Source organism: Streptomyces purpurascens, from assembly GCF_045040895.1.
GTDB classification, from domain to species: domain Bacteria; phylum Actinomycetota; class Actinomycetes; order Streptomycetales; family Streptomycetaceae; genus Streptomyces; species Streptomyces purpurascens.
This window is the reverse complement of record NZ_CP108341.1, coordinates 2,226,136-2,247,209: the sequence shown is the minus strand read 5'-3', so window position 1 is coordinate 2,247,209 and position 21,074 is coordinate 2,226,136. Positions and strand designations below refer to the sequence as shown.

The following is a 21,074-nucleotide window of genomic DNA, read 5'->3' as shown; positions in this document are numbered from 1 at the left end:
GTTAGGTAACGCGGACGTCTCATCTGGCTGAGATATGCCCGATTGGCGCCCAATTTTACTATTTCAACTCCTCGGTAGCTTCCGCCTTTTCATTGACACCCTCTCGACATGCCTACTTAACATGCATGCATAACCGCTGCCCTCCACAGAGACAGGTCGATGGGTTGAACAGGCACCACTGGTGGCGTGACGCAGTGATCTATCAGGTGTACGTCCGCAGCTTCCTCGACAGCACCGGCGACGGCATCGGCGATCTCGCCGGCGTCCGGGCCGGACTGCCGTATCTGAAGAAGCTCGGCGTCGACGGGATCTGGCTGAGCCCCTTCTATCCCTCGCCGCAGCACGACCACGGCTACGACGTGGCCGACTACTGCGACGTCGATGCGCTCTTCGGCGACCTCGCCGAGTTCGACCTGCTGGTCGGGGCCGCGCGGCGGCTCGGCGTCAAGGTGCTGCTCGACATCGTCCCGAACCACTGCTCCAGCGAGCACCCCTGGTTCCGCGAGGCCCTCGCCGCGTCTCCCGGCAGCGACGCCCGCGCCCGTTTCCACTTCGCCGACGGCCGCGGCCCGGACGGCGACGAGCCGCCCAACAACTGGCACGCGATGTTCGGCGGCCCGGCGTGGAGCCGGGTGACCGAGGCGGACGGGCGGCCCGGCCAGTGGTACCTGCACATGTTCACGCCCGAGCAGCCCGACTGGAACTGGCGCGACCCGGAGGTCGCCGCCGAGTTCGACCGGGTCCTGCGGTTCTGGCTGGACCGGGGTGTCGACGGCTTCCGCATCGACGTCGCCGCCGGCCTCTACAAGCACCCCGAGCTGCCCGACTCCGACGACCCGGAGGCCGACGCCCGCACCCGCGACTCGGTCAACCCGCTCGCCTGGAACCAGCCCGAGGTGCACGAGGTGTGGCGGCGCTGGCGCTCCATATGCGAGGAGTACACCGAGCGGGACGGCTGCGAACGCCTGCTCGTCGGCGAGGTCTCCGTCCCGACCGCCCGCGAGCACGCCCAGTACGTCCGCCCGGACGAACTCCACCAGGCCTTCTTCTTCGACCTGCTCAGCGCCCCCTGGGACCCCGACGCCTTCCAGAAGGTCATCTCCGAGGCCATGCACGACATCGCCGGCACCGGCTCGACGGTCACCTGGGTCCTCAACAACCACGACCAGGTCCGCACCGTCACCCGCTACGGCGAACCCGCCACGGAGGGCAGCGGCCTCGGTGCCGCCCGGGCCCGCGCCGCCGCGCTGCTGATGCTGGCACTGCCCGGAGCCGCCTACATCTACCAGGGCGAGGAGCTCGGCCTGCCCGAGGTCGTCGACCTGCCCGACGACGTGCTCACCGACCCGATCTTCCACCGCACCGGAAGCCGGGCCCGGATCCGCGACGGCTGCCGGGTGCCGCTGCCCTGGTCGGGGCAGGCGTCGCCCTTCGGCTTCACCTCCGGCGAGGAGAGCGCCAAGCCGTGGCTGCCGCAGCCGGAGTACTTCGCCGAGTACGCCACCGACCGCGCCCTCGCCGACACCCGCTCCTTCTGGCACCTGTACCGCGACGGCCTCCAACTCCGCGGCACCCTGCCCCAGCTGGGCGAGGGCACGCTGCGCTGGCTGGACGCCCCGCCCGGCGTCCTGGCCTTCGCCCGAGGCGACGACCTGGTGTGTGCCGTCAACTTCGGCACGGCCCCCACACCCGCGCCGGTCTCCGGCACCCCGCTGCTGGCCAGCGGCCCCTGCCCCGCCGGCGTGCTGCCCGGCTCCACGGCCGCCTGGTGGATCTCTTCCTGAACTCCCCGCAAGTCAACTCCCCGAAGGGACATCAACGATGATGCGACGACGTACCACCCTGCTCACCGGCTGCACCGCCCTCGCCCTGGCGCTCGGCACGACCGCCTGCGGCGGCGGCCCCGTCACGGCCGGCGGCGGCGACAAGGCGCTCAGCGGCCAGACGGTCACCGTGGCCGGCGTCTGGTCCGGCACCGAGCAGAAGAACTTCCAGAAGGTGCTGGACGCCTTCACCGAGAAGACCGGCGCCAAGACGCAGTTCACGTCCACCGGCGACAACGTCTCCACCGTCGTCGGCAGCAAGATCGAGGGCGGCAACGCCCCCGACGTCGTGATGGTCCCGCAGGTCGGCGTGCTCAAGCAGTTCGCCGCCAAGGGCTGGCTGAAGCCGCTGTCGAAGAAGACCGAGCAGTCCGTGGACGCGGGGTACGCCCCCGTGTGGAAGAAGTACGGCAGCGTCGACGGCACCCTCTACGGCCTGTACTTCAAGGCCGCCCACAAGTCCACCGTCTGGTACAGCCCCGACGCCCTCGCCCAGGCCGGTGTGAAGCCGCCGAAGTCGTACGACGAGATGCTCAAGGCCGGGCAGACCGTGTCCGACTCCGGGCTCGCCGCGTTCTCCGTCGCCGGACAGGACGGCTGGACCCTCACCGACTGGTTCGAGAACGTCTACCTGTCCCAGGCCGGACCCGAGAAGTACGATGCCCTCGCCGCGCACAAGCTGAAGTGGACCGACGCGTCGGTCGTCGACGCCCTCACCACGCTCGGCAAGCTCTTCAAGGACAAGCAGCTCATCGCCGGCGGTCAGAAGGGCGCCCTGAACACCGACTTCCCCGGCTCCGTGGAGAAGGTCTTCGGTCCGGAGCCCGAGGCCGGCATGGTCTACGAGGGCGACTTCGTCGCAGGCGTCGCCAAGGACCAGTTCGGCAAGACCGTCGGGAAGGACGCGAACTTCTTCCCGTTCCCCGCGGTCGGCGGCGGTGAGGCGCCGGTCGTCAGCGGCGGTGACGCGGCCGCCGTCCTGAAGGACGGCAAGAACCAGAAGGCCGCGCAGGCTCTCACGGAGTACCTGGCCACGCCGGAGGCCTCCGCGGTGTGGGCCGAGGCGGGCGGCTTCCTCTCCCCGAACAAGGAGCTCGACCTCGCCAAGTACGGCGACGACGTCACCCGCGCCACCGCCAAGTCCCTCGTCCAGGCCGGGGACTCGGTCCGCTTCGACATGTCCGACCAGGCCCCGGCGGCCTTCGGCGGCACGAAGGGCACCGGCGAGTGGAAGCTGCTCCAGGACTTCCTGCGCGACCCGTCCGACCCGAAGGGCACCGCGGCGAAGCTGGAGGCCGCGGCGGCCAAGGCGTACCAGGACTGATACGCCATGACAGCGACCCTCGTGAAAGAGACGAGTCCTCCACCGCCCGGCACGATCGCCGACCGCACCCGGCGCCTGCGCCGGCGAGGCAGGACCATCGCCCTGCTGTTCGTCCTGCCCGCGCTGCTGCTGCTCGGCGCGCTCGTCGTCTACCCCGTGCTGTTCAGCATCGGCCGCAGCTTCTTCGACGCCTCCGGGACGACCTTCGTGGGCGGCGACAACTACGCCGAGATGTTCAGCGACCCGGCGACCCTCAACGCCGTACGCAACACGGCCATCTGGGTCGTCGTCGCGCCGGCCCTGCTGACCGGCCTCGGGCTGATCCTGGCCGTCCTGGTGGAGAAGGTCCGCTGGGCCACGGCCTTCAAGCTGCTGCTCTTCATGCCGATGGCGGTCTCCTTCCTCGCCGCCGGCATCATCTTCCGGCTCGCCTACGACGAGGACCCCGACAAGGGCGTCCTCAACGCGGCGGTGGTCTCCGTCCACGACGCGTTCGAGGGCTCCTCGTCCTACCCGACGGCCCGTGGGCGTGAGGGGCAGGGGCTGACGAAGGAGAAGGACGGGTCGTACCGCACGAGCCAGAGCGTGTCGCCGGGGAACGCGGTGTCGCTCCCGCTGGTCGGGGTGCTGCCCGACGACCTGCCGGGCGGCACAAAGCCCGCGTACGCGGCGGCGGGACAGAAGGCCGCCCCCGACGAGGTGCGCGGTGTGGTCTACCTGGACTTCACGCCCGGCGGGGGAGGGGAGCAGGGCAAGGTCGACCGGCGCGAGAGCGGACTGCCCGAGATGAAGGTCGAGGCGGTGCGCGACGGCAAGGCGGTCGCCACGGCGACCACCGCGTCCGACGGCTCCTTCCGCTTCGAGGGACTCGAACCGGGCTCCTACGCGGTGCAGTTGCCGTCGTCCAACTTCGCCCCGCCCTACGAGGGCGTCTCCTGGCTCGGACCCGCGCTGGTCACACCGGCGATCATCGGCGCGTACCTGTGGATCTGGACCGGCTTCTCCATGGTGCTGATCGGCGCGGGCCTGGCGACGCTGCCGCGGGACACGCTGGAGGCGGCGCGGATGGACGGCGCCAACGAGTGGCAGATCTTCCGGCGGATCACGGTGCCGTTGCTGGCACCCGTGCTGACGGTCGTCTTCATCACCCTGGTGATCAACGTGATGAAGGTCTTCGACCTCGTCTACATCATCGCGCCCGGGCCGGTGCAGGAAGACGCGACCGTGCTCGCGACGCAGATGTGGCTGGTGTCGTTCGGCGGCGGCAACAACCAGGGGCTCGGCAGCGCGCTGGGTGTGCTGCTCCTGCTGCTGGTGGTTCCGGCCATGGTGTTCAACGTCCGCCGTTTCCGAAGGAGTCAGCGATGAACGCGGTTCGGCGCGGGTTGGGCAACGGGGTCGTCCAGGCCTTCCTCGTGATCGTGGGCCTGGTGTGGATGACGCCCCTGGCCGGGCTGTTCCTGTCCTCGCTGCGGTCCGCCGAGGACACCGCGAAGGGCGGCTGGTGGACGGTGTTCACCAGCCCCGGGCAGCTGTCCTTCGACAACTACTCGGAGCTGCTGGGGAACGCCGGGATCACGACGGCGTTCTGGAACACGGTGCTGATATCGGTGCCGACGACGGTGCTGGTCGTCGTCATCGCGGCGCTCGCGGGCTATGCCTTCGCATGGCTGGACTTCCCCGGGCGGGAGACGATCTTCCTGGTCGTGGTCGCCTTGCTGGTGGTGCCCGTGCAGATCGGGCTGCTGCCGGTCGCGAAACTCTTCGGGCAGCTGGGGCTGTTCGGGACCATCCCGGGTGTCGTGCTCTTCCACGTCGCCTACGGCCTGCCGTTCGCGGTGTTCCTGCTGCGGAACTACTTCTCCGAGATACCGAAGGAGATGCTGGAGGCCGCGCGCATGGACGGGGGCAGTGAGTGGCGCATCTTCACGCGGCTCGTACTGCCCGTGGGACGGCCGGCGATCGCCTCCCTGGCCATCTTCCAGTTCCTGTGGGTGTGGAACGACATGCTGGTGGCGCTGCTGTTCGCGGACAGCGCGTCGCAGCCGCTGACCGTGGAACTCCAGTCCCAGATCCGGCAGTTCGGCAGCAACATCGATGTCCTGGCGCCGGGGGCGTTCGTGTCCCTGGTCGTGCCTGTCGTCGTGTTCTTCGCGTTCCAGAAGCACTTTGTGCAGGGCGTGATGGCGGGCTCGGTCAAGTAGCCGCTGCACCAAGGGGCTCCGCCCCCTGGACCCTCGCCTGCGCCCACCCACCACCCGAAATGCCTTTGATGGGTGGGCCAAGGCCTGGAGGATCCAGGGGGCGGAGCCCCCTGGTGTGCCTAAGCCGAAGCCGGCGGATACAGCGACCGCGGCAGTTGCGAGGCCGCCGCCCCGTCCAGCAGCCACAGCGTCCGGCTGCGGCCGTACGCCCCGGCCGCCGGGGCCTGGATCTCGCCCGCGCCCGAGAGCGCGATCGCCGCGGCCTGGGCCTTGTCCTCGCCCGCGGCCAGGAGCCACACCTCACGGGCCGCACGGATCGCCGGCAACGTCAGCGTCACCCGGGTCGGCGGCGGCTTGGGCGCGCCGTGGACGCCCACGACCGTGCGGTCCGTCTCGCGTACCGCGGGCAACTCCGGGAACAGCGAGGCGACATGCGTGTCCGGGCCGACGCCGAGCATCAGCACGTCGAACGTCGGCACGGGGCCGTGGTTCTCCGGGCCGGCAGCCTGCGCCAGTTCCTCCGCGTACGAAGCCGCCGCCGCGTCCACGTCGGCGCCGTGCGGGCCGTCCGACGCGGGCATCGCGTGCACCCGCTTCGGATCGAGCGGCACCGCGTCCAGCAGCGCCTCCCTCGCCTGCGTGATGTTGCGCTCCGGGTCGCCCTCGGGCAGGAACCGCTCGTCGCCCCACCAGAGGTCGAGCCGGCTCCAGTCGACGGCGTCCCGGGCGGGCGCCGCGGCCAGCGCGGCCAGCAGGCCATTGCCGTTGCGGCCGCCCGTCAGGACCACGGACGCCGAGCCCCGGGAGGCCTGCGCGTCCACGATCTTCGTGATCAGCCTGGCCGCCGCGGCCTGCGCCATCAGCTCCTTGTCGCGGTGCACGACCAGCTGCGGTGCCGTACTCACTTCGTCGTAGCCCTCACTTCGTCGTCGCCTTCCGTACCGGTTCCAGCGCGGGCGGTTCCTGCTTCACCGGTGCCTGCGCCGTCGCTTCCGCAGCGGGTGCTTTCGCAGCCGTTTCGACGGGAGCGGGGAGGGCGAGTCGTGCTCGCCCGTCACTTTTGGGCTCTCCGCTCTCCCCTTTGGCCACCGACTCCCCGGAGACCCGAGGCGCCGGAGCCGACCAGGAGGACTTCAGCCGGTCCACCCCGTACCGCAGGGCCGACGCGTACGTGTCGTCCGGGTCAAGCCGCCGCAGCTCCTCCGCTATCAGCTCGGCCGTGTCCCGGCGCTTGAGCGCCACTCCGCGGTCCGGCTGGCCGTCGATGGAGAGCGTGGCGAGGGAGCCGTCCGCGCGGTCCAGCTTGATCGGGCCGCAGTTGGTGTCCAGGCGGACCGCCGTCAGACCGGGGCCGCCGGACAGCGAGCGCTTCACGGGGACGTCCAGCCGGTCCGCGAGCCACATCGCCAGCAGCTCGCAGCTCGGGTTGAACTCCTCGCCCTCCACCTCGACGGCCCTGACCTCGCAGGTGACCTGGTCGAGGGCCGCCGCCAGCATGGAGCGCCAGGGCGTGATGCGGGTCCAGGACAGGTCCGTGTCGCCGGGGGTGTAGGTCCCCGACCGGGTCGCCAGGTCCCGTACCGGCTGCTCGGAGGCGTAGGTGTCGGTGACACGGCGCTGGCCGAGGGCACCCAGAGGGTCCTTCGCCGGGTCGAGCGGCGCGTTCACCGGCCACCACACCACCACCGGGGCGTCCGGCAGCAGCAGCGGCAGCACCACCGACTGGGCGTGTTCGGCCACCTCGCCGTACAGGCGGAGCACCACCGTCTCACCCGAGCCGGCGTCCGCGCCCAGCCGGACCTCCGCGTCCAGGCGGGACTGCGTACGGTCGCGGGGCGAGCGGGAGACGCGCTTGATGACCACGAGCGTGCGCGAGGGATGCTCGTGCGAGGCGTCGTTCGCCGCCTTCAGCGCGTCGTAGGCGTTCTCCTCGTCCGTCACGATGACCAGCGTGAGCACCATGCCGACCGCCGGGGTGCCGATCGCCCGGCGGCCCTGCACCAGCGCCTTGTTGATCTTGCTGGCGGTGGTGTCCGTCAGGTCTGTCTTCATGGCCGGCGCCAGCTCCGTCCGTCTCGCTCGAGCATTTCGTCCGCCTCGACGGGCCCCCAGGTACCGGCCGGGTACTGGGCGGGCTTGCCGTTCTTGTCCCAGTACTCCTCGATCGGGTCGAGGATCTTCCAGGACAGTTCGACCTCCTCGGTGCGCGGGAAGAGGTTCGAGTCACCGAGCAGAACGTCCAGGATGAGGCGCTCGTACGCCTCGGGGCTGGACTCCGTGAAGGACTCGCCGTACGCGAAGTCCATGGACACGTCCCGGATCTCCATCGACGTGCCGGGGACCTTCGAGCCGAAGCGGACCGTCACGCCCTCGTCCGGCTGGACGCGGATGACGATCGCGTTGGAGCCCAGCTCCTCGGTGGCCGTCGTGTCGAAGGGGGAGTGCGGGGCCCGCTGGAAGACGACCGCGATCTCCGTCACCCGGCGGCCGAGCCGCTTGCCGGTGCGCAGATAGAAGGGGACACCCGCCCAGCGGCGGTTGTCGATCTCCAGCTTGATCGCGGCGTAGGTGTCGGTCTTCGACGAGGCGTTGATGCCGTCCTCGTCCAGATAGCCGATCACCTTCTCGCCGCCCTGCCAGCCGGCCGAGTACTGGCCGCGCACGGTGTCCCGGCCCATGTCCTTCGGCAGCCGCACGGCGCCGAGCACCTTGGTCTTCTCGGCGGCCAGCGCGTCCGCGTCGAACGAGGCCGGCTCCTCCATGGCGGTGAGCGCCAGCAGCTGGAGCAGGTGGTTCTGGATGACGTCACGGGCGGCGCCGATGCCGTCGTAGTACCCGGCCCGGCCGCCGATACCGATGTCCTCGGCCATGGTGATCTGCACATGGTCCACGAGGGACCGGTTCCAGATCGGCTCGAACATCGTGTTGGCGAAGCGCAGCGCCAGGATGTTCTGGACGGTCTCCTTGCCCAGGTAGTGGTCGATCCGGAAGACCTGCTCCGGCGCGAACACCTCGTGGACGACCTTGTTGAGCTCCTCGGCCGACTTCAGGTCGTGACCGAAGGGCTTCTCGATGACCGCGCGCCGCCAGGAGCCGCCCTGCTGGTCGGCCAGCTGGTGCTTCTTCAGCTGCTGGATGACCAACGGGAAGGACTTCGGCGGCACGGAGAGGTAGAAGGCGAAGTTGCCGCCCGTGCCCTGCGCCTTGTCCAGTTCCTCGATCGTGGAGCGCAGCCGCTCGAACGCGTCGTCGTCGTCGAACGTGCCCTGCACGAAGCGCATGCCCTGGATGAGCTGCTGCCAGACCTCCTCGCGGAAGGGCGTGCGGGCGTGCTCCTTGACCGCGTCGTGGACCTCCTGTGCGAAGTCCTCGTGCGCCCACTCACGGCGCGCGAAACCCACCAGCGAGAAGCCCGGCGGCAGCAGACCCCGGTTGGCGAGGTCGTACACGGCGGGCATGAGCTTCTTGCGTGACAGGTCGCCCGTGACGCCGAAGATGACCAGGCCCGACGGCCCCGCGATACGCGGGAGCCGTCGGTCCGCGGGGTCACGCAGCGGATTGCTGCTCGACACCTGTTCAGCCCTCCGAGGGGGCGAGGCGCTGAAGCTCGGCCTCGGTCGACTTCAGCAGGTCGGTCCAGGACGCCTCGAACTTCTCGACGCCCTCGTCCTCCAGCAGCTGGACCACGTCGTCGTACTTGATCCCGAGCTGCTCGACCGCGTCGAGGTCGGCGCGGGCCTGCTCGTACGTGCCGGCGAGGGTGTTGCCGGTGATCTGGCCGTGGTCCTCGGTGGCGTACAGGGTCGCCTCCGGCATGGTGTTCACCGTGTTCGGCGCGACCAGCTCGTCGACGTACAGGGTGTCCTTGTACGCCTTGTCCTTCACACCGGTGGAGGCCCACAGCGGACGCTGCTTGTTGGCGCCCGCGCGCTCCAGCACGCTCCAGCGGTCGCTCGAGAAGACCTCCTCGTACGCCTGGTAGGCGAGCCGGGCGTTGGCGATGGCGGACTTGCCGCGCAGCGCCTTGGCCTCGGGGGTGCCCAGGGCGTCGATCCGCTTGTCGATCTCGGTGTCGACGCGCGAGACGAAGAAGGACGCCACCGAGTGGATCTTGGACAGGTCCAGGCCCTTGGCCTTGGCCTTCTCCAGACCGGACAGGTAGGCGTCCATCACCTCGCGGTAGCGCTCCAGCGAGAAGATCAGCGTGACGTTGACGCTGATGCCGTTGCCGATCGTCTCGGTGATGCCCGGCAGACCCGCCTTGGTGGCCGGGATCTTGATCAGCGTGTTGGGGCGGTCCACCAGCCAGGCCAGCTGCCGGGCCTCGGCGACCGTCGCCTTGGTGTTGTGCGCGAGGCGCGGGTCGACCTCGATCGAGACCCGGCCGTCCTGGCCGCCCGTGGCGTCGAAGACCGGGCGCAGGATGTCGGCGGCGTCGCGGACGTCCGCCGTGGTGATCATGCGGATGGCCTCTTCGACGGTCACCTTGCGGGCGGCGAGGTCCGACAGCTGCTGGTCGTAGCCGTCACCCTCGGAGATCGCCTTCTGGAAGATCGTCGGGTTGGTGGTGACGCCCACGACGTGCTGCTGGTCGATCAGCTCGGCGAGGTTGCCGGACGTGATGCGCTTGCGCGACAGGTCGTCCAGCCAGATCGCGACGCCTTCCTCGGAGAGGCGCTTGAGTGCGTCTGTCATGGAAATTCCATCTCCTACGTGTCGTATATGAGCGTCAGCGCTGAGCTGCGGCGATCGATTCCCGGGCGGCGGCGGCCACGTTCTCGGCAGTGAAGCCGAACTCGCGGAAAAGGACCTTGCCGTCGGCCGAAGCACCGAAGTGCTCCAGGGAAACGATGCGGCCGGCGTCCCCGACGTACTTGTGCCAGGTCAGTCCGATACCGGCCTCGACCGCCACGCGAGCCCTCACGGCCGGCGGAAGGACGCTGTCCCGGTACCCCTGGTCCTGCTGCTCGAACCACTCCACCGACGGCATGGACACCACGCGCGTGGGCACGCCGGCGCCCTGGAGCTGCTCGCGCGCCTCGACAGCGACGTGCACCTCCGAGCCGGTGGCGATGAGGACGACCTCGGGCTCGCCGCCGTCGGCCTCGAACAGGACGTAACCGCCCTTGGCGGCATCCTCGTTGGGCTCGTACGTCGGCACACCCTGACGCGTCAGCGCCAGACCGTGCGGCTGCCCCTTGCCGAACTCCTTCGTCCAGCGCTTGAGGATCTCGCGCCAGGCGATGGCGGTCTCGTTGGCGTCCGCCGGGCGTACGAGGTTCAGACCCGGGATCGCCCGCAGCGACGCCAGGTGCTCGATCGGCTGGTGCGTCGGGCCGTCCTCGCCCAGGCCGATGGAGTCGTGCGTCCACACGTACGTCACCGGCAGGTGCATCAGCGCCGACAGCCGCACCGCGTTGCGCATGTAGTCGGAGAAGACCAGGAACGTGCCGCCGTAGATCCGGGTGTTGCCGTGCAGCGCGATGCCGTTCATCTCGGCGGCCATCGCGTGCTCGCGGATACCGAAGTGGATCGTGCGGCCGTACGGGTCCGCCTCCTGGAGCGGGTTGTCCGCCGGGAGGAACGACGACGTCTTGTCGATCGTGGTGTTGTTCGAGCCGGCCAGGTCGGCCGAGCCGCCCCACAGCTCGGGGATGACCCCGCCGAGGGCCTGGAGGACCTTGCCGGAGGCGGCACGCGTGGCCACGCCCTTGCCGACCTCGAAGACCGGGATCTTGTCCTCCCAGCCGGTGGGCAGCTCACCCTGGGCGACGCGGTCGTACTCGGCGGCGCGCTCGGGGTTGTTGTCCCGCCACTGCTGGTACGCCTTCTCCCACACGGCCCGGGCCGCCTGGCCCCGCTCCAGCGCCTTGCGGGTGTGCGTGATGACCTCGTCCGAGACCTCGAAGCTCTGCTCCGGGTCGAAGCCCAGCACGCGCTTGGTCGCGGCCACCTCGTCGTCACCCAGCGCCGAGCCGTGCGCGGCCTCGGTGTTCTGCGCGTTCGGGGCGGGCCAGGCGATGATCGAGCGCATCGCGATGAACGACGGCCGGTCGGTGACCGCCTTGGCCGCCTCGATCGCGTCGTAGAGCGCGTGCGGGTCCAGGTCGCCGTCCGGCTTCGGCGCCACACGTTGCACGTGCCAGCCGTACGCCTCGTACCGCTTCACCGTGTCCTCGGACACGGCCGTCTCGGTGTCGCCCTCGATCGAGATGTGGTTGTCGTCCCACAGCAGGACCAGGTTGCCCAGCTTCTGGTGGCCCGCGAGGGACGAGGCCTCCGCGGAGATGCCCTCCTGCAGACAGCCGTCACCGGCGACGCAGTAGACGAAGTGGTCGAAGGGGGACTCGCCCTCGGCGGCCTCCGGGTCGAACAGACCGCGCTCGTAGCGGGCGGCCATCGCCATGCCCACCGCGTTCGCGACACCCTGCCCGAGCGGGCCCGTCGTGGTCTCCACACCGGTCGTGTGCCCGTACTCGGGGTGACCCGGGGTCTTCGAACCCCACGTGCGGAAGGACTTCAGGTCGTCCAGCTCCAGACCGAAACCGGCCAGGTACAGCTGGGTGTAGAGGGTCAGGGACGAGTGGCCGGCGGACAGCACGAAGCGGTCCCGCCCGACCCAGTCGGCGTCCGCCGGGTCGTGCCGCATCACCTTCTGGAAGAGGGTGTAGGCGGCAGGCGCCAGGCTCATCGCCGTACCCGGATGGCCGTTACCGACCTTCTGTACGGCATCGGCGGCCAGGACACGCGCGGTGTCGACGGACCGCTGGTCCAACTCGGTCCACTCGAGGTCTGTGGTGGTCGGCTTGGTGCTCACCCTGAGTCAGGGCTCCTCTCCACATGTCGGATGCCGGTGTATCGGGGCGCCCACCGGCCGCAGTCGAGCCTACCCCCGTGGGACGTGCGTTTTTTCGAGTCACTCCAGAGTGCCGGGGCTCATCCGGATCCGCCTCCTGACTGGGCCGTACCGCATTCGGCAAGTGAATACGGAGCCGCTCATCCGGGTGCTCAATCGAGCTTCCACGCGCCCGTCGGAACCCTCCCCCCAACACGACCCGACCCCCGCGAATGTCCGAGTCTGGGCAACGTCTAAAGTGGCGTGGTACGCGCGAGCCTTTACCGGGACTTCACACGGCTGAGGCTTGCTGGGATGTCTCTGTAGGGGTGTGCGTGACGGCCGTTGAATCCCGTCCAGCGGGGATGCTCGGGACGGACCAGAGCCCGGCCCATCGGCCGTTCGGTGCCCGTGTCAAGGCGTTCGTGGCTCTCACCAAGCCACGGATCATCGAACTGTTGCTGATTACCACGGTTCCGGTGATGTTCCTGGCGCAGCAGGGTGTACCCGATCTGACGCTGGTGCTGCTGACCTGTGTCGGCGGTTACCTGTCGGCGGGCGGCGCCAACGCGCTCAACATGTACATCGACCGCGACATCGACGCGCTGATGGACCGGACCTCGCAGCGCCCGCTGGTCACCGGCATGGTCAGCCCGCGCGAGTGCCTGGCCTTCGGCATCACCCTGGCCGTCGTCTCCACGCTGCTGTTCGGCCTCACGGTCAACTGGCTCTCTGCCTGGCTCTCCCTCGGCGCGCTCCTGTTCTACGTCGTCGTCTACACGATGATCCTCAAGCGCCGTACCTCGCAGAACATCGTGTGGGGCGGCATCGCCGGCTGTCTGCCCGTGCTGATCGGCTGGTCCTCGGTCACGAACTCCATGTCGTGGGCGCCGATCATCCTGTTCCTCGTCATGTTCTTCTGGACGCCGCCGCACTACTGGCCGCTGTCGATGAAGGTGAAGGAGGACTACGCGCGCGTGGGCGTGCCCATGCTGCCGGTGGTCGCCTCCAACAAGGTGGTCGCCAAGCAGATCGTGATCTACAGCTGGGTCATGGTCGCCGTCTCGCTCCTGCTGACCCCGCTCGGCTACACGGGCTGGTTCTACACGGCGGTCGCCCTGCTGGCCGGCGGCTTCTGGCTGTGGGAGGCACACGGCCTGCAGAACCGCGCCAAGGCCGAGGTGACGGGCGCCAAGCTCAAGGAGATGCGGCTCTTCCACTGGTCGATCACCTACGTGTCGATCCTGTTCGTGGCGGTCGCGGTCGACCCGTTCCTGCGCTGACGTACGTCACAGGGCCCTGCTCTCGCCAGTTGATCTACTCGTGAGTAGCATCCTGACCATGGCAGACACGCAGCAGGTTGACCCGAAGACCGAGCGCAAGGTCGCCCGGCTCGCCAAGCAGATCACCTCCTTCTCCAGGACCCACGGCGGCGCCGAGGGCCAGGTCGCCTACCTCGGCGAACGCGGCGCCCGCATCGTCCTCGTCGGCGAGGACGGCAACTGGGGCGACCTGGTGGCCCCGTCGTACGAGATCGCCGACCAGGCGGTGGAGAAGTCGGGCATCACCCGCCACGAGTCCTTCGACGGCGAATTCGCGGCGAAGGTCAAGACGGGCCGCTACGAGTGGTCCCGCATGGCGGGCATCCAGGTCGGCGGCCCCAAGAACGGCTGAGCAGCCGGCCTTCCGTTTGGGGGCGCGGGGAACGGCGTGACAAGCCACCCACGACCCGCACCCGCCAAACAAACCGGTACCCCTACGACGGCCCCGCGACCTCAAACCCGCTTCACCCGTTAGGACCCTTGGAACAACAGGGTCCACACCGGGGAGCCCGGATGATCGAAACGCCGTCCCTAGTGGACCAGTACTGCCACGGAGTACTCCGCACGGAACTGGGCCTCGGCACCTTCGAGGCCCACCTCTCCCGCACCGAGGGCCCACCCGCCCCCGGTACCACCCTCTTCGACACCCAGACCGGCTTCGCCGTACGGCGCTGGTGCCCGCCCCTGCTCGGCCTGGAACCCCACTGCACCCCCGCCCACTACCTGGCCCGCCGCCGTGAACTGGGCGTCCTGGAGTCCGGCCGCCGGCTCCTGCGCGGCAGCGGCATCACGACGTACCTCGTCGACACCGGCCTCCCCGGCGACCTCACGGAGCCCCGCGAGCTGGCCTCCGCGGGCGCCGCCGAGGCCCACGAGATCGTCCGCCTGGAACTGCTCGCCGAGCAGGTCGCCGACACCTCCGGAACCGTCGAGTCCTTCCTCGCCAACCTCGCCGAGTCCGTGCACGCCGCCGCCGCGAACGCCGTCGCCTTCACCTCGGTCGCGGGCGTCCGGCACGGCCTCGCGCTCGCGCCCGAGCCACCCGGGCCGGGAGAGGTGCGGGGAGCGGTCGGCCGCTGGCTCGCGGGGCGCGGGGTCGGCGGGGAGCTGAGCGACCCCGTGCTGCTGCGGCATCTGCTGTGGAGCGCCGTCGCCTCGGGTCTGCCGCTCCAGCTGCACGCGGGGCTCGGGGCGCCGGGCCTGCGCATCGACCGTACGGACCCGGTGCTGCTGACGGACTTCGTGCGGGCCACGGCCGGGCTCGGCACGGACCTCGTCCTGCTGCACGGCTACCCGTACCACCGGCACGCCGCCCATCTGGCCGGCGTCTTCCCGCACGTCCACGCCGACTGCGGCGCCGCCCTGGTCCGCACCGGCGCCCGGGCCGCGACCGTCCTCGCGGAGATCCTGGAGCTGGCCCCGTTCGGCAAGATCCTCTTCTCCAGCGGCGCCCAGGGGCTGCCCGAACTGCACGTGGTGGCCGCCCGGCTGTTCCGCGAGGCACTCGGCCGGGTGCTCGGCACCTGGGTCGCCGAGGGCGCGTGGTCCCTGACCGACGCGCAGCGGGTGGCGGGGATGCTGGCGTCGGGGAACGCGCGCAGGGTGTACGGGCTCGACTAGGCCTTCGTCAGGGAGGCCTCGGCGGCAGGGCCGGGCAGGTCCACAGCCACCTCGGGGCGCTCCCGCAGCGACAGTGCCACCCGGAGCACCCAGATCCACATCACGGCCGAGCCGAACATGTGCAGGCCGACCAGGACCTCGGGCAGGTCCGTGAAGTACTGGACGTATCCGATGACGCCCTGCGCGAGCAGGATCAGGAACAGTTCGCGGGTGCGGTTCAGGGGGCCCTTCGGTGCGTCGACCGCCTTGAGGACGAACCACAGGGCGAACGTCAGCGTCACCACGATCCAGGCCAGCACGGCGTGCAGCTTGCTCACCGTCTCCCAGTCGACCGGCATCCGCTCGACCTCGCTGGAGTCGCCCGCGTGCGGGCCCGCGCCGGTGACCACCGTGCCGACCAGGATGAGCAGGACGGCGGCCGCGGTCAGGAACCACACCAGCTGCCGCACGGCCTTGCCGACCAGCGGGCGCGGTGCGGTGTCGCCCTCACGGGTGCGCTGCCACATCACCGTGGCCACCGCGATGAGCGCGGACGTCGCCACGAAGTGGGCCGCGACCGTGTACGGGTTGAGACCGACCAGCACGACGATGCCGCCGAGCACCGCGTTGCTCATCACGATCCAGAACTGCGCCCAGCCCAGCCGGACCAGGCCGCGCCGGTACGGCTTCTGCGAGCGCGCGGCGATGATCGCCCAGCCGACGGCCGCGCACAGCACGTACGTCAGCATGCGGTTGCCGAACTCGATGACGCCGTGAACGCCCATCTCGCTGGTCGTGGTCAGCGAGTTCGCGGTGCACTTGGGCCAGGTCGGGCAGCCCAGGCCAGAGCCGGTCAGCCGCACCGCGCCGCCGGTGACCACGATGAGCACCGACATCACGATGGCGGACAGGGCGGCCCGCTGGACGGTCCGGGGTTGCGGGGTCCAGCGTGCGGCGATGAAGGCGAGCGGGTTGCGCAGGGCGGCCATGGCGTCGGCGCGGGTCACTTTTGGCACGCGACCCATCGTAGGGCGCCGCTTGTGCACGCTTTCACGAGGGTCCCTCATGGCCTACTCCCAGCGGAAGAACCGTCCGGCGGCGGCCAGTCCGGCCACGGCCCAGACCGCCAGGATCCCCAGGTCGGCCCAGGGCATGCCGGCCCCGTGCTGGAGCACGTCCCGCAGCCCGTCGGACAGCGCCGAGACGGGCAGCAGGCCGAGTACGTCCTGCGCGCCGGAGGGGAACTTGTCCAGCGGGACGACGACCCCGCCGCCGACGAGCAGCAGCAGGAACACCAGGTTGGCGGCGGCCAGGGTCGCCTCGGCCTTCAGCGTCCCGGCCATCAGCAGGCCGAGGCCCGAGAAGGCCGCCGTGCCGAGGACCAGAAGCAGCAGGACGGCGAACGGGTCGCCCTGTGGCGACCAGCCGAGCGCGAAGGCGATCACCGTCAGCAGGACCACCTGGAGCACCTCGGTGACCAGCACGGACAGCGTCTTCGCCGTCATCAGGCCCCAGCGCGGCAGGGGCGACGAGGCGAGCCGCTTCAGCACGCCGTAGCGGCGCTCGAAGCCGGTCGCGATCGCCTGGCCGGTGAACGCCGTCGACATCACCGCGAGCGCGAGGATGCCGGGGGCGAGGAAGTCGACCGCCTCACCGGCCCCCGTGTCCACGATGTCCACGGTGCTGAAGAGGACGAGCAGCAGGGTCGGGATCACGACCGTCAGCAGCAGCTGCTCGCCGTTGCGCAGCAGCATCTTCGTCTCGAGCGCGGCCTGGGCCGCGATCATGCGGGGGAGGGGCGCGGCCCCCGGCTTCGGCGCGTAGGTGCCGGTGGCGGTCACGAACGCAGCTCCTTACCGGTCAGCTCCAGAAAGACGTCTTCCAGGGAGTGCCGCTCCACCGAGATCTTCTCCGGCATCACGCCGTGCTGGGCGCACCAGGAGGTGACCGTCGCGAGCAGCTGCGGGTCGATCTTGCCGACGACGCGGTAGGAACCCGGCGTCAGCTCGGCGGCCGAGGAGTCGGCGGGCAGGGCCTTGAGCAGCGAGCCCACGTCCAGACCGGGACGGCCGGTGAAGCGGAGCGTGTTCTCGGCGCCGCCCTTGCACAGCTCCTCCGGGGAGCCCTGGGCGATGACCCGGCCCGCGTCGATGATCGCCACGTCGTCGGCGAGCTGCTCGGCCTCGTCCATGTAGTGGGTGGTGAGGATCACCGAGACGCCGTCGGCGCGCAGGTCCCGGACCAGGTCCCAGGTCGCGCGGCGGGCCTGCGGGTCGAGCCCGGCGGTCGGTTCGTCCAGGAACACCAGCTCGGGGCGCCCGACCACGGCCATCGCCAGCGCGAGCCGCTGCTGCTGCCCGCCCGACAGCCGCCGGTACGTCGTACGCCCGCAGGAGCCGAGCCCCAGGCGTTCGATGAGCGCGTCCACGTCCAGCGGATGAGCGTGCAGCTTGGCGACGTGGCGGAGCATCTCGTCGGCCCTGGAGCCCGAGTACACGCCGCCGGACTGGAGCATCACGCCGATGCGGGGCCGCAGCCGCCCGGACTGTCCGACGGGGTCGAGGCCCAGGACGCGCACCGTGCCGGCATCCGGCTTCCGGTATCCCTCGCAGGTCTCGATCGTGGTCGTCTTGCCCGCCCCGTTGGGGCCGAGCACGGCGGTCACACCCTCCCGGGCCACCAGGTCGAGCCCGTCCACCGCGGTCTTCGGGCCGTACCGCTTCACCAGGGCCTGGACCTGGACCACGGGCTCACTTCGCATGGGTCCAGAGTCTAGGTAGGCGCGCGGGGGCTCAGACCGGGGGGTGCGGGAACTCCTCCTCACGCGGCCGGTGCACCGCCAGCCACCGTTCGGCGTAGGCCACCGCGTCCGCCACCGGGAACAGTCTGGCCTCGGCCGCGCCCACCTTCCCGCGTACGACGGGACGGTCCCGTTCGAAGTCGTAGCCCAGCTCGTCGAAGCGGTCCGAGCTGATCGACACCTCGGTCACGGTCTCCCAGCCTTCCGGACCCGGTCGGCCCACGGCGACGCGCGGGGACGGTATCCGGTACTCGGCGAGGTGGAAGCTGGTGCAGGAGGCGTAGCCGGCACCGAGCAGCAGGACCCGGGCGCCCGTCGCCTCCAGCGTCGCGAGCGGGCTGTGCTCGCCGAGCCTGCAGTCGGGTGCGTGCCCCTCGGTCACCTCCGCCGCGCGCGGCCCGACCGCCGCGAACGAGGTCTGCGGATGGGCGCTGCGCAGGGCGCCGGGCCAGGTCCGTACCGTCTCCGGGACGACTCCGACCCCGCGTGCGGGCGTGATCCGGGGGTCGTACGCGGGCATCGTGGCGCGAATGGCCGCCCACCATTGCGGGGGTACGGGCGGCTTGCGCCACAGGACCGGGTCGGAGAGGTCCCCGGTCTGCGTGGGAACCACCAAAGTGCCCTCCGGGCCGAGCGCGTCGAGCAGCCCCCGCACCACCGCGACGGCGCCGCCGTTGACCCAGCCGAGGGAGCTGAGCGAAGAGTGCACGAGGAGGGTCTCGCCGGGCCGCACGCCCAGTTCGCCCAACTGCGTCCGCAGTGTGTCCCGGGTGACAAGAGGGCCGGTCGGAGGGGGTGTGGACATGGTTCGGGAGTGTCCCCGAAGGGGCTTCGACATGCCAGCGGTTTGATCGATCAAAGATCGTTTCCGCAGGTCAGGTTAGCTTTACCTAAGTGACGTAAGGCACCGTCGAGCGATCCGGGCGTGGCTTGCCCGCTCCTGAAGAATTACGCAACAATGGCGTTGTGAAAAACGTCGGCGAGGCTCGGGAGGCCCCCATGGGTGCCCCACAGGAGGAACTCGCGACCGGTGAGCGGTCCACCCGCAACCGAGTCGCGCGGTCCATCCTGGACCACGGCCCGTCGACCGTCGCCGAGCTCGCGAAGCGGCTGCGCCTCACCCAGGCGGCCGTACGCCGGCACCTGGATGCCCTCGCGGGCGACGGTGTCGTGGAAGCGCGCGAGCAGCGGGTCTACGGCGCGCGGACCCGCGGCCGTCCCGCCAAGGTGTTCGCCCTGACGGACTGCGGCCGGGACGCCTTCGACCAGTCGTACGACAAGCTCGCGGCCGACGCGCTGCGCTGGATCGCCGACCGCGAGGGCGGCCGCGAGGCGATCGCCGCCTTCGCCCGCGCCAGGATCGCCGCACAGGCGGGCGCGTACCGCGAAGCGGTCGAGGCGGCGCCGCCCGAGAAGCGGACCGAAGCGCTGGCCAAGGCCCTGAGCACGGACGGGTACGCTGCTACGGCGCGCAGTGCGCCCCACCCGCAGAAGGGTGAACAGCTCTGCCAGCACCACTGCCCGGTCGCCCACGTCGCCGAGCAGTTCCCCCAGTTGTGCGAGGCGGAGACGGAATTTTTCGCCGAGCTGCTCGGTACCCATGTACAGCGGCTCGCCACCATCGCGCACGGTGACGGCGTCTGCACGACGTTCATCCCCAAGATTTCCCACACGCAAGTTGACAGCGACAACGCATCTGCAAGCACGGCCGGGAGGAACCCCGCATGACTCTCCCCACGGAGACTGCCCACCCTGAGCTCGAGGGTCTGGGTAAGTACGAATACGGCTGGGCCGACTCCGACACGGCCGGCGCCTCTGCCAAGCGCGGCATCAACGAGGACGTCGTCCGCGACATCTCCGACAAGAAGAACGAGCCGGAGTGGATGACCAAGCTCCGCCTCAAGGGCCTGCGCCTGTTCGAGAAGAAGCCGATGCCGAACTGGGGCTCGGACCTGTCGGGGATCGACTTCGACAACATCAAGTACTTCGTGCGCTCCACGGAGAAGCAGGCGGAGTCCTGGGAGGACCTGCCCGAGGACATCAAGAACACGTACGACAAGCTCGGCATCCCCGAGGCGGAGAAGCAGCGCCTCGTCGCCGGTGTCGCCGCCCAGTACGAGTCCGAGGTCGTCTACCACCAGATCCGCGAGGACCTGGAGGAGCAGGGCGTCATCTTCCTCGACACCGACACGGCCCTGAAGGAGCACCCGGAGCTCTTCAAGGAGTACTTCGGGACCGTCATCCCCGTCGGCGACAACAAGTTCGCCTCGCTGAACTCCGCCGTGTGGTCGGGCGGCTCCTTCATCTACGTGCCGCCGGGCGTCCACGTGGAGATCCCGCTCCAGGCCTACTTCCGTATCAACACGGAGAACATGGGCCAGTTCGAGCGGACCCTGATCATCGTCGACGAGGGTGCCTACGTGCACTACGTCGAGGGCTGCACCGCCCCGATCTACAAGTCGGACTCGCTGCACTCCGCGGTCGTCGAGATCATCGTCAAGAAGAACGCCCGCTGCCGCTACACGACCATCCAGAACTGGTCGAACAACGTCTACAACCTGGTCACCAAGCGTGCCGTGGCCTACGAGGGCGCGACCATGGAGTGGGTCGACGGCAACATCGGCTCCAAGGTGACGATGAAGTACCCGGCCGTCTACCTGATGGGCGAGCACGCCAAGGGCGAGACCCTGTCCATCGCCTTCGCCGGCGAGGGCCAGCACCAGGACGCGGGCGCCAAGATGGTCCACATGGCGCCGAACACGTCGTCCAACATCGTCTCGAAGTCCGTCGCGCGCGGCGGTGGCCGCACCTCCTACCGCGGTCTCATCGAGATCGGCGAGGGCGCCCCGGGCTCGAAGTCGAACGTGCTCTGTGACGCGCTGCTGGTCGACACGATCTCCCGCTCGGACACCTACCCCTACGTGGACGTCCGCGAGGACGACGTGTCCATGGGCCACGAGGCGACCGTCTCCAAGGTCTCCGACGACCAGCTCTTCTACCTGATGAGCCGCGGTCTGTCGGAGGACGAGGCCATGGCGATGATCGTGCGCGGCTTCGTCGAGCCCATCGCCAAGGAGCTCCCCATGGAGTACGCGCTGGAGCTCAACCGGCTGATCGAGCTGCAGATGGAAGGCGCGGTCGGCTAACCCCACCGCAGTCCATCAAGC

At 69.9% G+C, this 21,074-nt stretch carries 18 protein-coding genes; 9 read left to right on the top strand and 9 right to left on the bottom strand.

Annotation, left to right across the window (positions count from 1 at the left end; translation table 11 throughout):
• Nucleotides 1-125: 125 nt before the first annotated feature.
• Genes OHU35_RS10275 through OHU35_RS10260 form a run of 4 tightly spaced genes read left to right on the top strand, consistent with a single transcriptional unit; the run spans nt 126 to nt 5,351 of the window.
• The gene (locus tag OHU35_RS10275) at nt 126-1,784 is read left to right on the top strand and encodes a glycoside hydrolase family 13 protein (RefSeq protein ID WP_189731026.1); all 1,659 of its coding nucleotides are present in this window, start codon (nt 126-128) and stop codon (nt 1,782-1,784) included.
• Between the two features lie 37 nt (nt 1,785-1,821).
• Nucleotides 1,822-3,147 carry an ABC transporter substrate-binding protein gene (locus tag OHU35_RS10270; RefSeq protein ID WP_189731028.1) on the top strand — a complete coding sequence of 442 codons (1,326 nt, stop codon included), beginning with the start codon at nt 1,822-1,824 and terminating at the stop codon, nt 3,145-3,147.
• Between the two features lie 6 nt (nt 3,148-3,153).
• Entirely contained in the window at nt 3,154-4,515 is a 1,362-nt protein-coding gene (locus tag OHU35_RS10265) for an ABC transporter permease subunit (protein WP_189731030.1), read from the top strand.
• Nucleotides 4,512-5,351: a carbohydrate ABC transporter permease gene (locus OHU35_RS10260; protein ID WP_189731032.1), complete on the top strand. Its 840-nt coding sequence runs from the start codon at nt 4,512-4,514 to the stop codon at nt 5,349-5,351. Before OHU35_RS10265 ends, OHU35_RS10260 begins: the two co-directional genes overlap by 4 nt.
• Before the next feature lie 119 nt (nt 5,352-5,470).
• Here OHU35_RS10260 and pgl read toward each other — a convergent pair whose 3' ends face one another.
• The 5 genes from pgl to tkt are packed head-to-tail and all read right to left on the bottom strand — an operon-like array spanning nt 5,471 to nt 12,168.
• A complete protein-coding gene (gene pgl, locus OHU35_RS10255; RefSeq protein ID WP_189731033.1) occupies nt 5,471-6,256 on the bottom strand; it encodes a 6-phosphogluconolactonase in 786 nt (261 codons plus the stop codon).
• 13 nt (nt 6,257-6,269) lie between these two features.
• Nucleotides 6,270-7,403, bottom strand: a complete 1,134-nt coding sequence (gene opcA / locus OHU35_RS10250; RefSeq protein ID WP_359897245.1) for a glucose-6-phosphate dehydrogenase assembly protein OpcA — start codon at nt 7,401-7,403, stop codon at nt 6,270-6,272.
• Nucleotides 7,400-8,923: a glucose-6-phosphate dehydrogenase gene (gene zwf / locus OHU35_RS10245; RefSeq protein WP_189731035.1), complete on the bottom strand. Its 1,524-nt coding sequence runs from the start codon at nt 8,921-8,923 to the stop codon at nt 7,400-7,402. The genes opcA and zwf overlap by 4 nt, the downstream gene beginning before the upstream one ends.
• A 4-nt stretch (nt 8,924-8,927) precedes the next feature.
• Entirely contained in the window at nt 8,928-10,046 is a 1,119-nt protein-coding gene (gene tal, locus OHU35_RS10240) for a transaldolase (protein ID WP_189731037.1), read from the bottom strand.
• Nucleotides 10,047-10,080: 34 nt separating this feature from the next.
• Complete coding sequence (gene tkt, locus OHU35_RS10235; RefSeq protein ID WP_359897242.1) at nt 10,081-12,168, bottom strand: transketolase; 2,088 nt, start codon at nt 12,166-12,168, stop codon at nt 10,081-10,083.
• Nucleotides 12,169-12,551: 383 nt separating this feature from the next.
• On the opposite strand from tkt, the gene OHU35_RS10230 reads away from it, so the two are divergent.
• The 3 genes from OHU35_RS10230 (at nt 12,552) to OHU35_RS10220 (ending at nt 15,128) form a co-directional block, all read left to right on the top strand.
• A complete protein-coding gene (locus OHU35_RS10230) occupies nt 12,552-13,469 on the top strand; it encodes a heme o synthase (protein WP_189731087.1) in 918 nt (305 codons plus the stop codon).
• 58 nt (nt 13,470-13,527) lie between these two features.
• The gene (locus tag OHU35_RS10225; RefSeq protein ID WP_189731041.1) at nt 13,528-13,860 is read left to right on the top strand and encodes a hypothetical protein; all 333 of its coding nucleotides are present in this window, start codon (nt 13,528-13,530) and stop codon (nt 13,858-13,860) included.
• A 161-nt stretch (nt 13,861-14,021) separates the two neighbouring features.
• Nucleotides 14,022-15,128 (top strand): amidohydrolase family protein, encoded by a 1,107-nt coding sequence (locus tag OHU35_RS10220; RefSeq protein ID WP_189731043.1) that lies wholly within the window; start codon nt 14,022-14,024, stop codon nt 15,126-15,128.
• On the opposite strand, the gene OHU35_RS10215 is transcribed toward OHU35_RS10220, so the two are convergent.
• Genes OHU35_RS10215 through OHU35_RS10200 form a run of 4 tightly spaced genes read right to left on the bottom strand, consistent with a single transcriptional unit; the run spans nt 15,125 to nt 18,712 of the window.
• Complete coding sequence (locus OHU35_RS10215; protein ID WP_189731045.1) at nt 15,125-16,174, bottom strand: heme A synthase; 1,050 nt, start codon at nt 16,172-16,174, stop codon at nt 15,125-15,127. The two genes, OHU35_RS10220 and OHU35_RS10215, sit on opposite strands and share 4 nt — an antisense overlap.
• Nucleotides 16,175-16,177: 3 nt before the next feature.
• A complete protein-coding gene (locus OHU35_RS10210; protein ID WP_229873563.1) occupies nt 16,178-16,894 on the bottom strand; it encodes an ABC transporter permease in 717 nt (238 codons plus the stop codon).
• Nucleotides 16,895-16,944: 50 nt separating this feature from the next.
• Nucleotides 16,945-17,868 (bottom strand): ABC transporter ATP-binding protein, encoded by a 924-nt coding sequence (locus OHU35_RS10205; RefSeq protein WP_189731050.1) that lies wholly within the window; start codon nt 17,866-17,868, stop codon nt 16,945-16,947.
• Nucleotides 17,869-17,899: 31 nt separating this feature from the next.
• Nucleotides 17,900-18,712 carry an aminoglycoside N(3)-acetyltransferase gene (locus tag OHU35_RS10200; RefSeq protein ID WP_189731052.1) on the bottom strand — a complete coding sequence of 271 codons (813 nt, stop codon included), beginning with the start codon at nt 18,710-18,712 and terminating at the stop codon, nt 17,900-17,902.
• 161 nt (nt 18,713-18,873) lie between these two features.
• Between OHU35_RS10200 and OHU35_RS10195 the strand changes: the two genes are divergently transcribed.
• Together OHU35_RS10195 and sufB are read left to right on the top strand one after the other, a co-directional pair.
• Nucleotides 18,874-19,635 carry a metalloregulator ArsR/SmtB family transcription factor gene (locus tag OHU35_RS10195; protein ID WP_189731054.1) on the top strand — a complete coding sequence of 254 codons (762 nt, stop codon included), beginning with the start codon at nt 18,874-18,876 and terminating at the stop codon, nt 19,633-19,635.
• Nucleotides 19,632-21,053 (top strand): Fe-S cluster assembly protein SufB, encoded by a 1,422-nt coding sequence (sufB, locus tag OHU35_RS10190; RefSeq protein ID WP_189731056.1) that lies wholly within the window; start codon nt 19,632-19,634, stop codon nt 21,051-21,053. Before OHU35_RS10195 ends, sufB begins: the two co-directional genes overlap by 4 nt.
• The last annotated feature ends 21 nt before the right edge of the window (nt 21,054-21,074 follow it).

Bases quoted from the DNA above. Each gene is read 5' to 3' on its own strand.
- sufB (WP_189731056.1), top strand. From the start codon at position 19,632: ATGACTCTCCCCACGGAGACTGCCCACCCTGAGCTCGAGGGTCTGGGT.
- OHU35_RS10275 (WP_189731026.1), top strand. From the start codon at position 126: ATGCATAACCGCTGCCCTCCACAGAGACAGGTCGATGGGTTGAACAGG.
- opcA (WP_359897245.1), bottom strand. From the start codon at position 7,403: ATGAAGACAGACCTGACGGACACCACCGCCAGCAAGATCAACAAGGCG.
- OHU35_RS10200 (WP_189731052.1), bottom strand. From the start codon at position 18,712: ATGTCCACACCCCCTCCGACCGGCCCTCTTGTCACCCGGGACACACTG.
- OHU35_RS10205 (WP_189731050.1), bottom strand. From the start codon at position 17,868: ATGCGAAGTGAGCCCGTGGTCCAGGTCCAGGCCCTGGTGAAGCGGTAC.
- OHU35_RS10265 (WP_189731030.1), top strand. From the start codon at position 3,154: ATGACAGCGACCCTCGTGAAAGAGACGAGTCCTCCACCGCCCGGCACG.
- OHU35_RS10260 (WP_189731032.1), top strand. From the start codon at position 4,512: ATGAACGCGGTTCGGCGCGGGTTGGGCAACGGGGTCGTCCAGGCCTTC.
- OHU35_RS10230 (WP_189731087.1), top strand. From the start codon at position 12,552: ATGCTCGGGACGGACCAGAGCCCGGCCCATCGGCCGTTCGGTGCCCGT.
- OHU35_RS10220 (WP_189731043.1), top strand. From the start codon at position 14,022: ATGATCGAAACGCCGTCCCTAGTGGACCAGTACTGCCACGGAGTACTC.
- OHU35_RS10215 (WP_189731045.1), bottom strand. From the start codon at position 16,174: ATGAGGGACCCTCGTGAAAGCGTGCACAAGCGGCGCCCTACGATGGGT.
- OHU35_RS10225 (WP_189731041.1), top strand. From the start codon at position 13,528: ATGGCAGACACGCAGCAGGTTGACCCGAAGACCGAGCGCAAGGTCGCC.
- OHU35_RS10210 (WP_229873563.1), bottom strand. From the start codon at position 16,894: ATGATCGCGGCCCAGGCCGCGCTCGAGACGAAGATGCTGCTGCGCAAC.
- tal (WP_189731037.1), bottom strand. From the start codon at position 10,046: ATGACAGACGCACTCAAGCGCCTCTCCGAGGAAGGCGTCGCGATCTGG.
- OHU35_RS10270 (WP_189731028.1), top strand. From the start codon at position 1,822: ATGATGCGACGACGTACCACCCTGCTCACCGGCTGCACCGCCCTCGCC.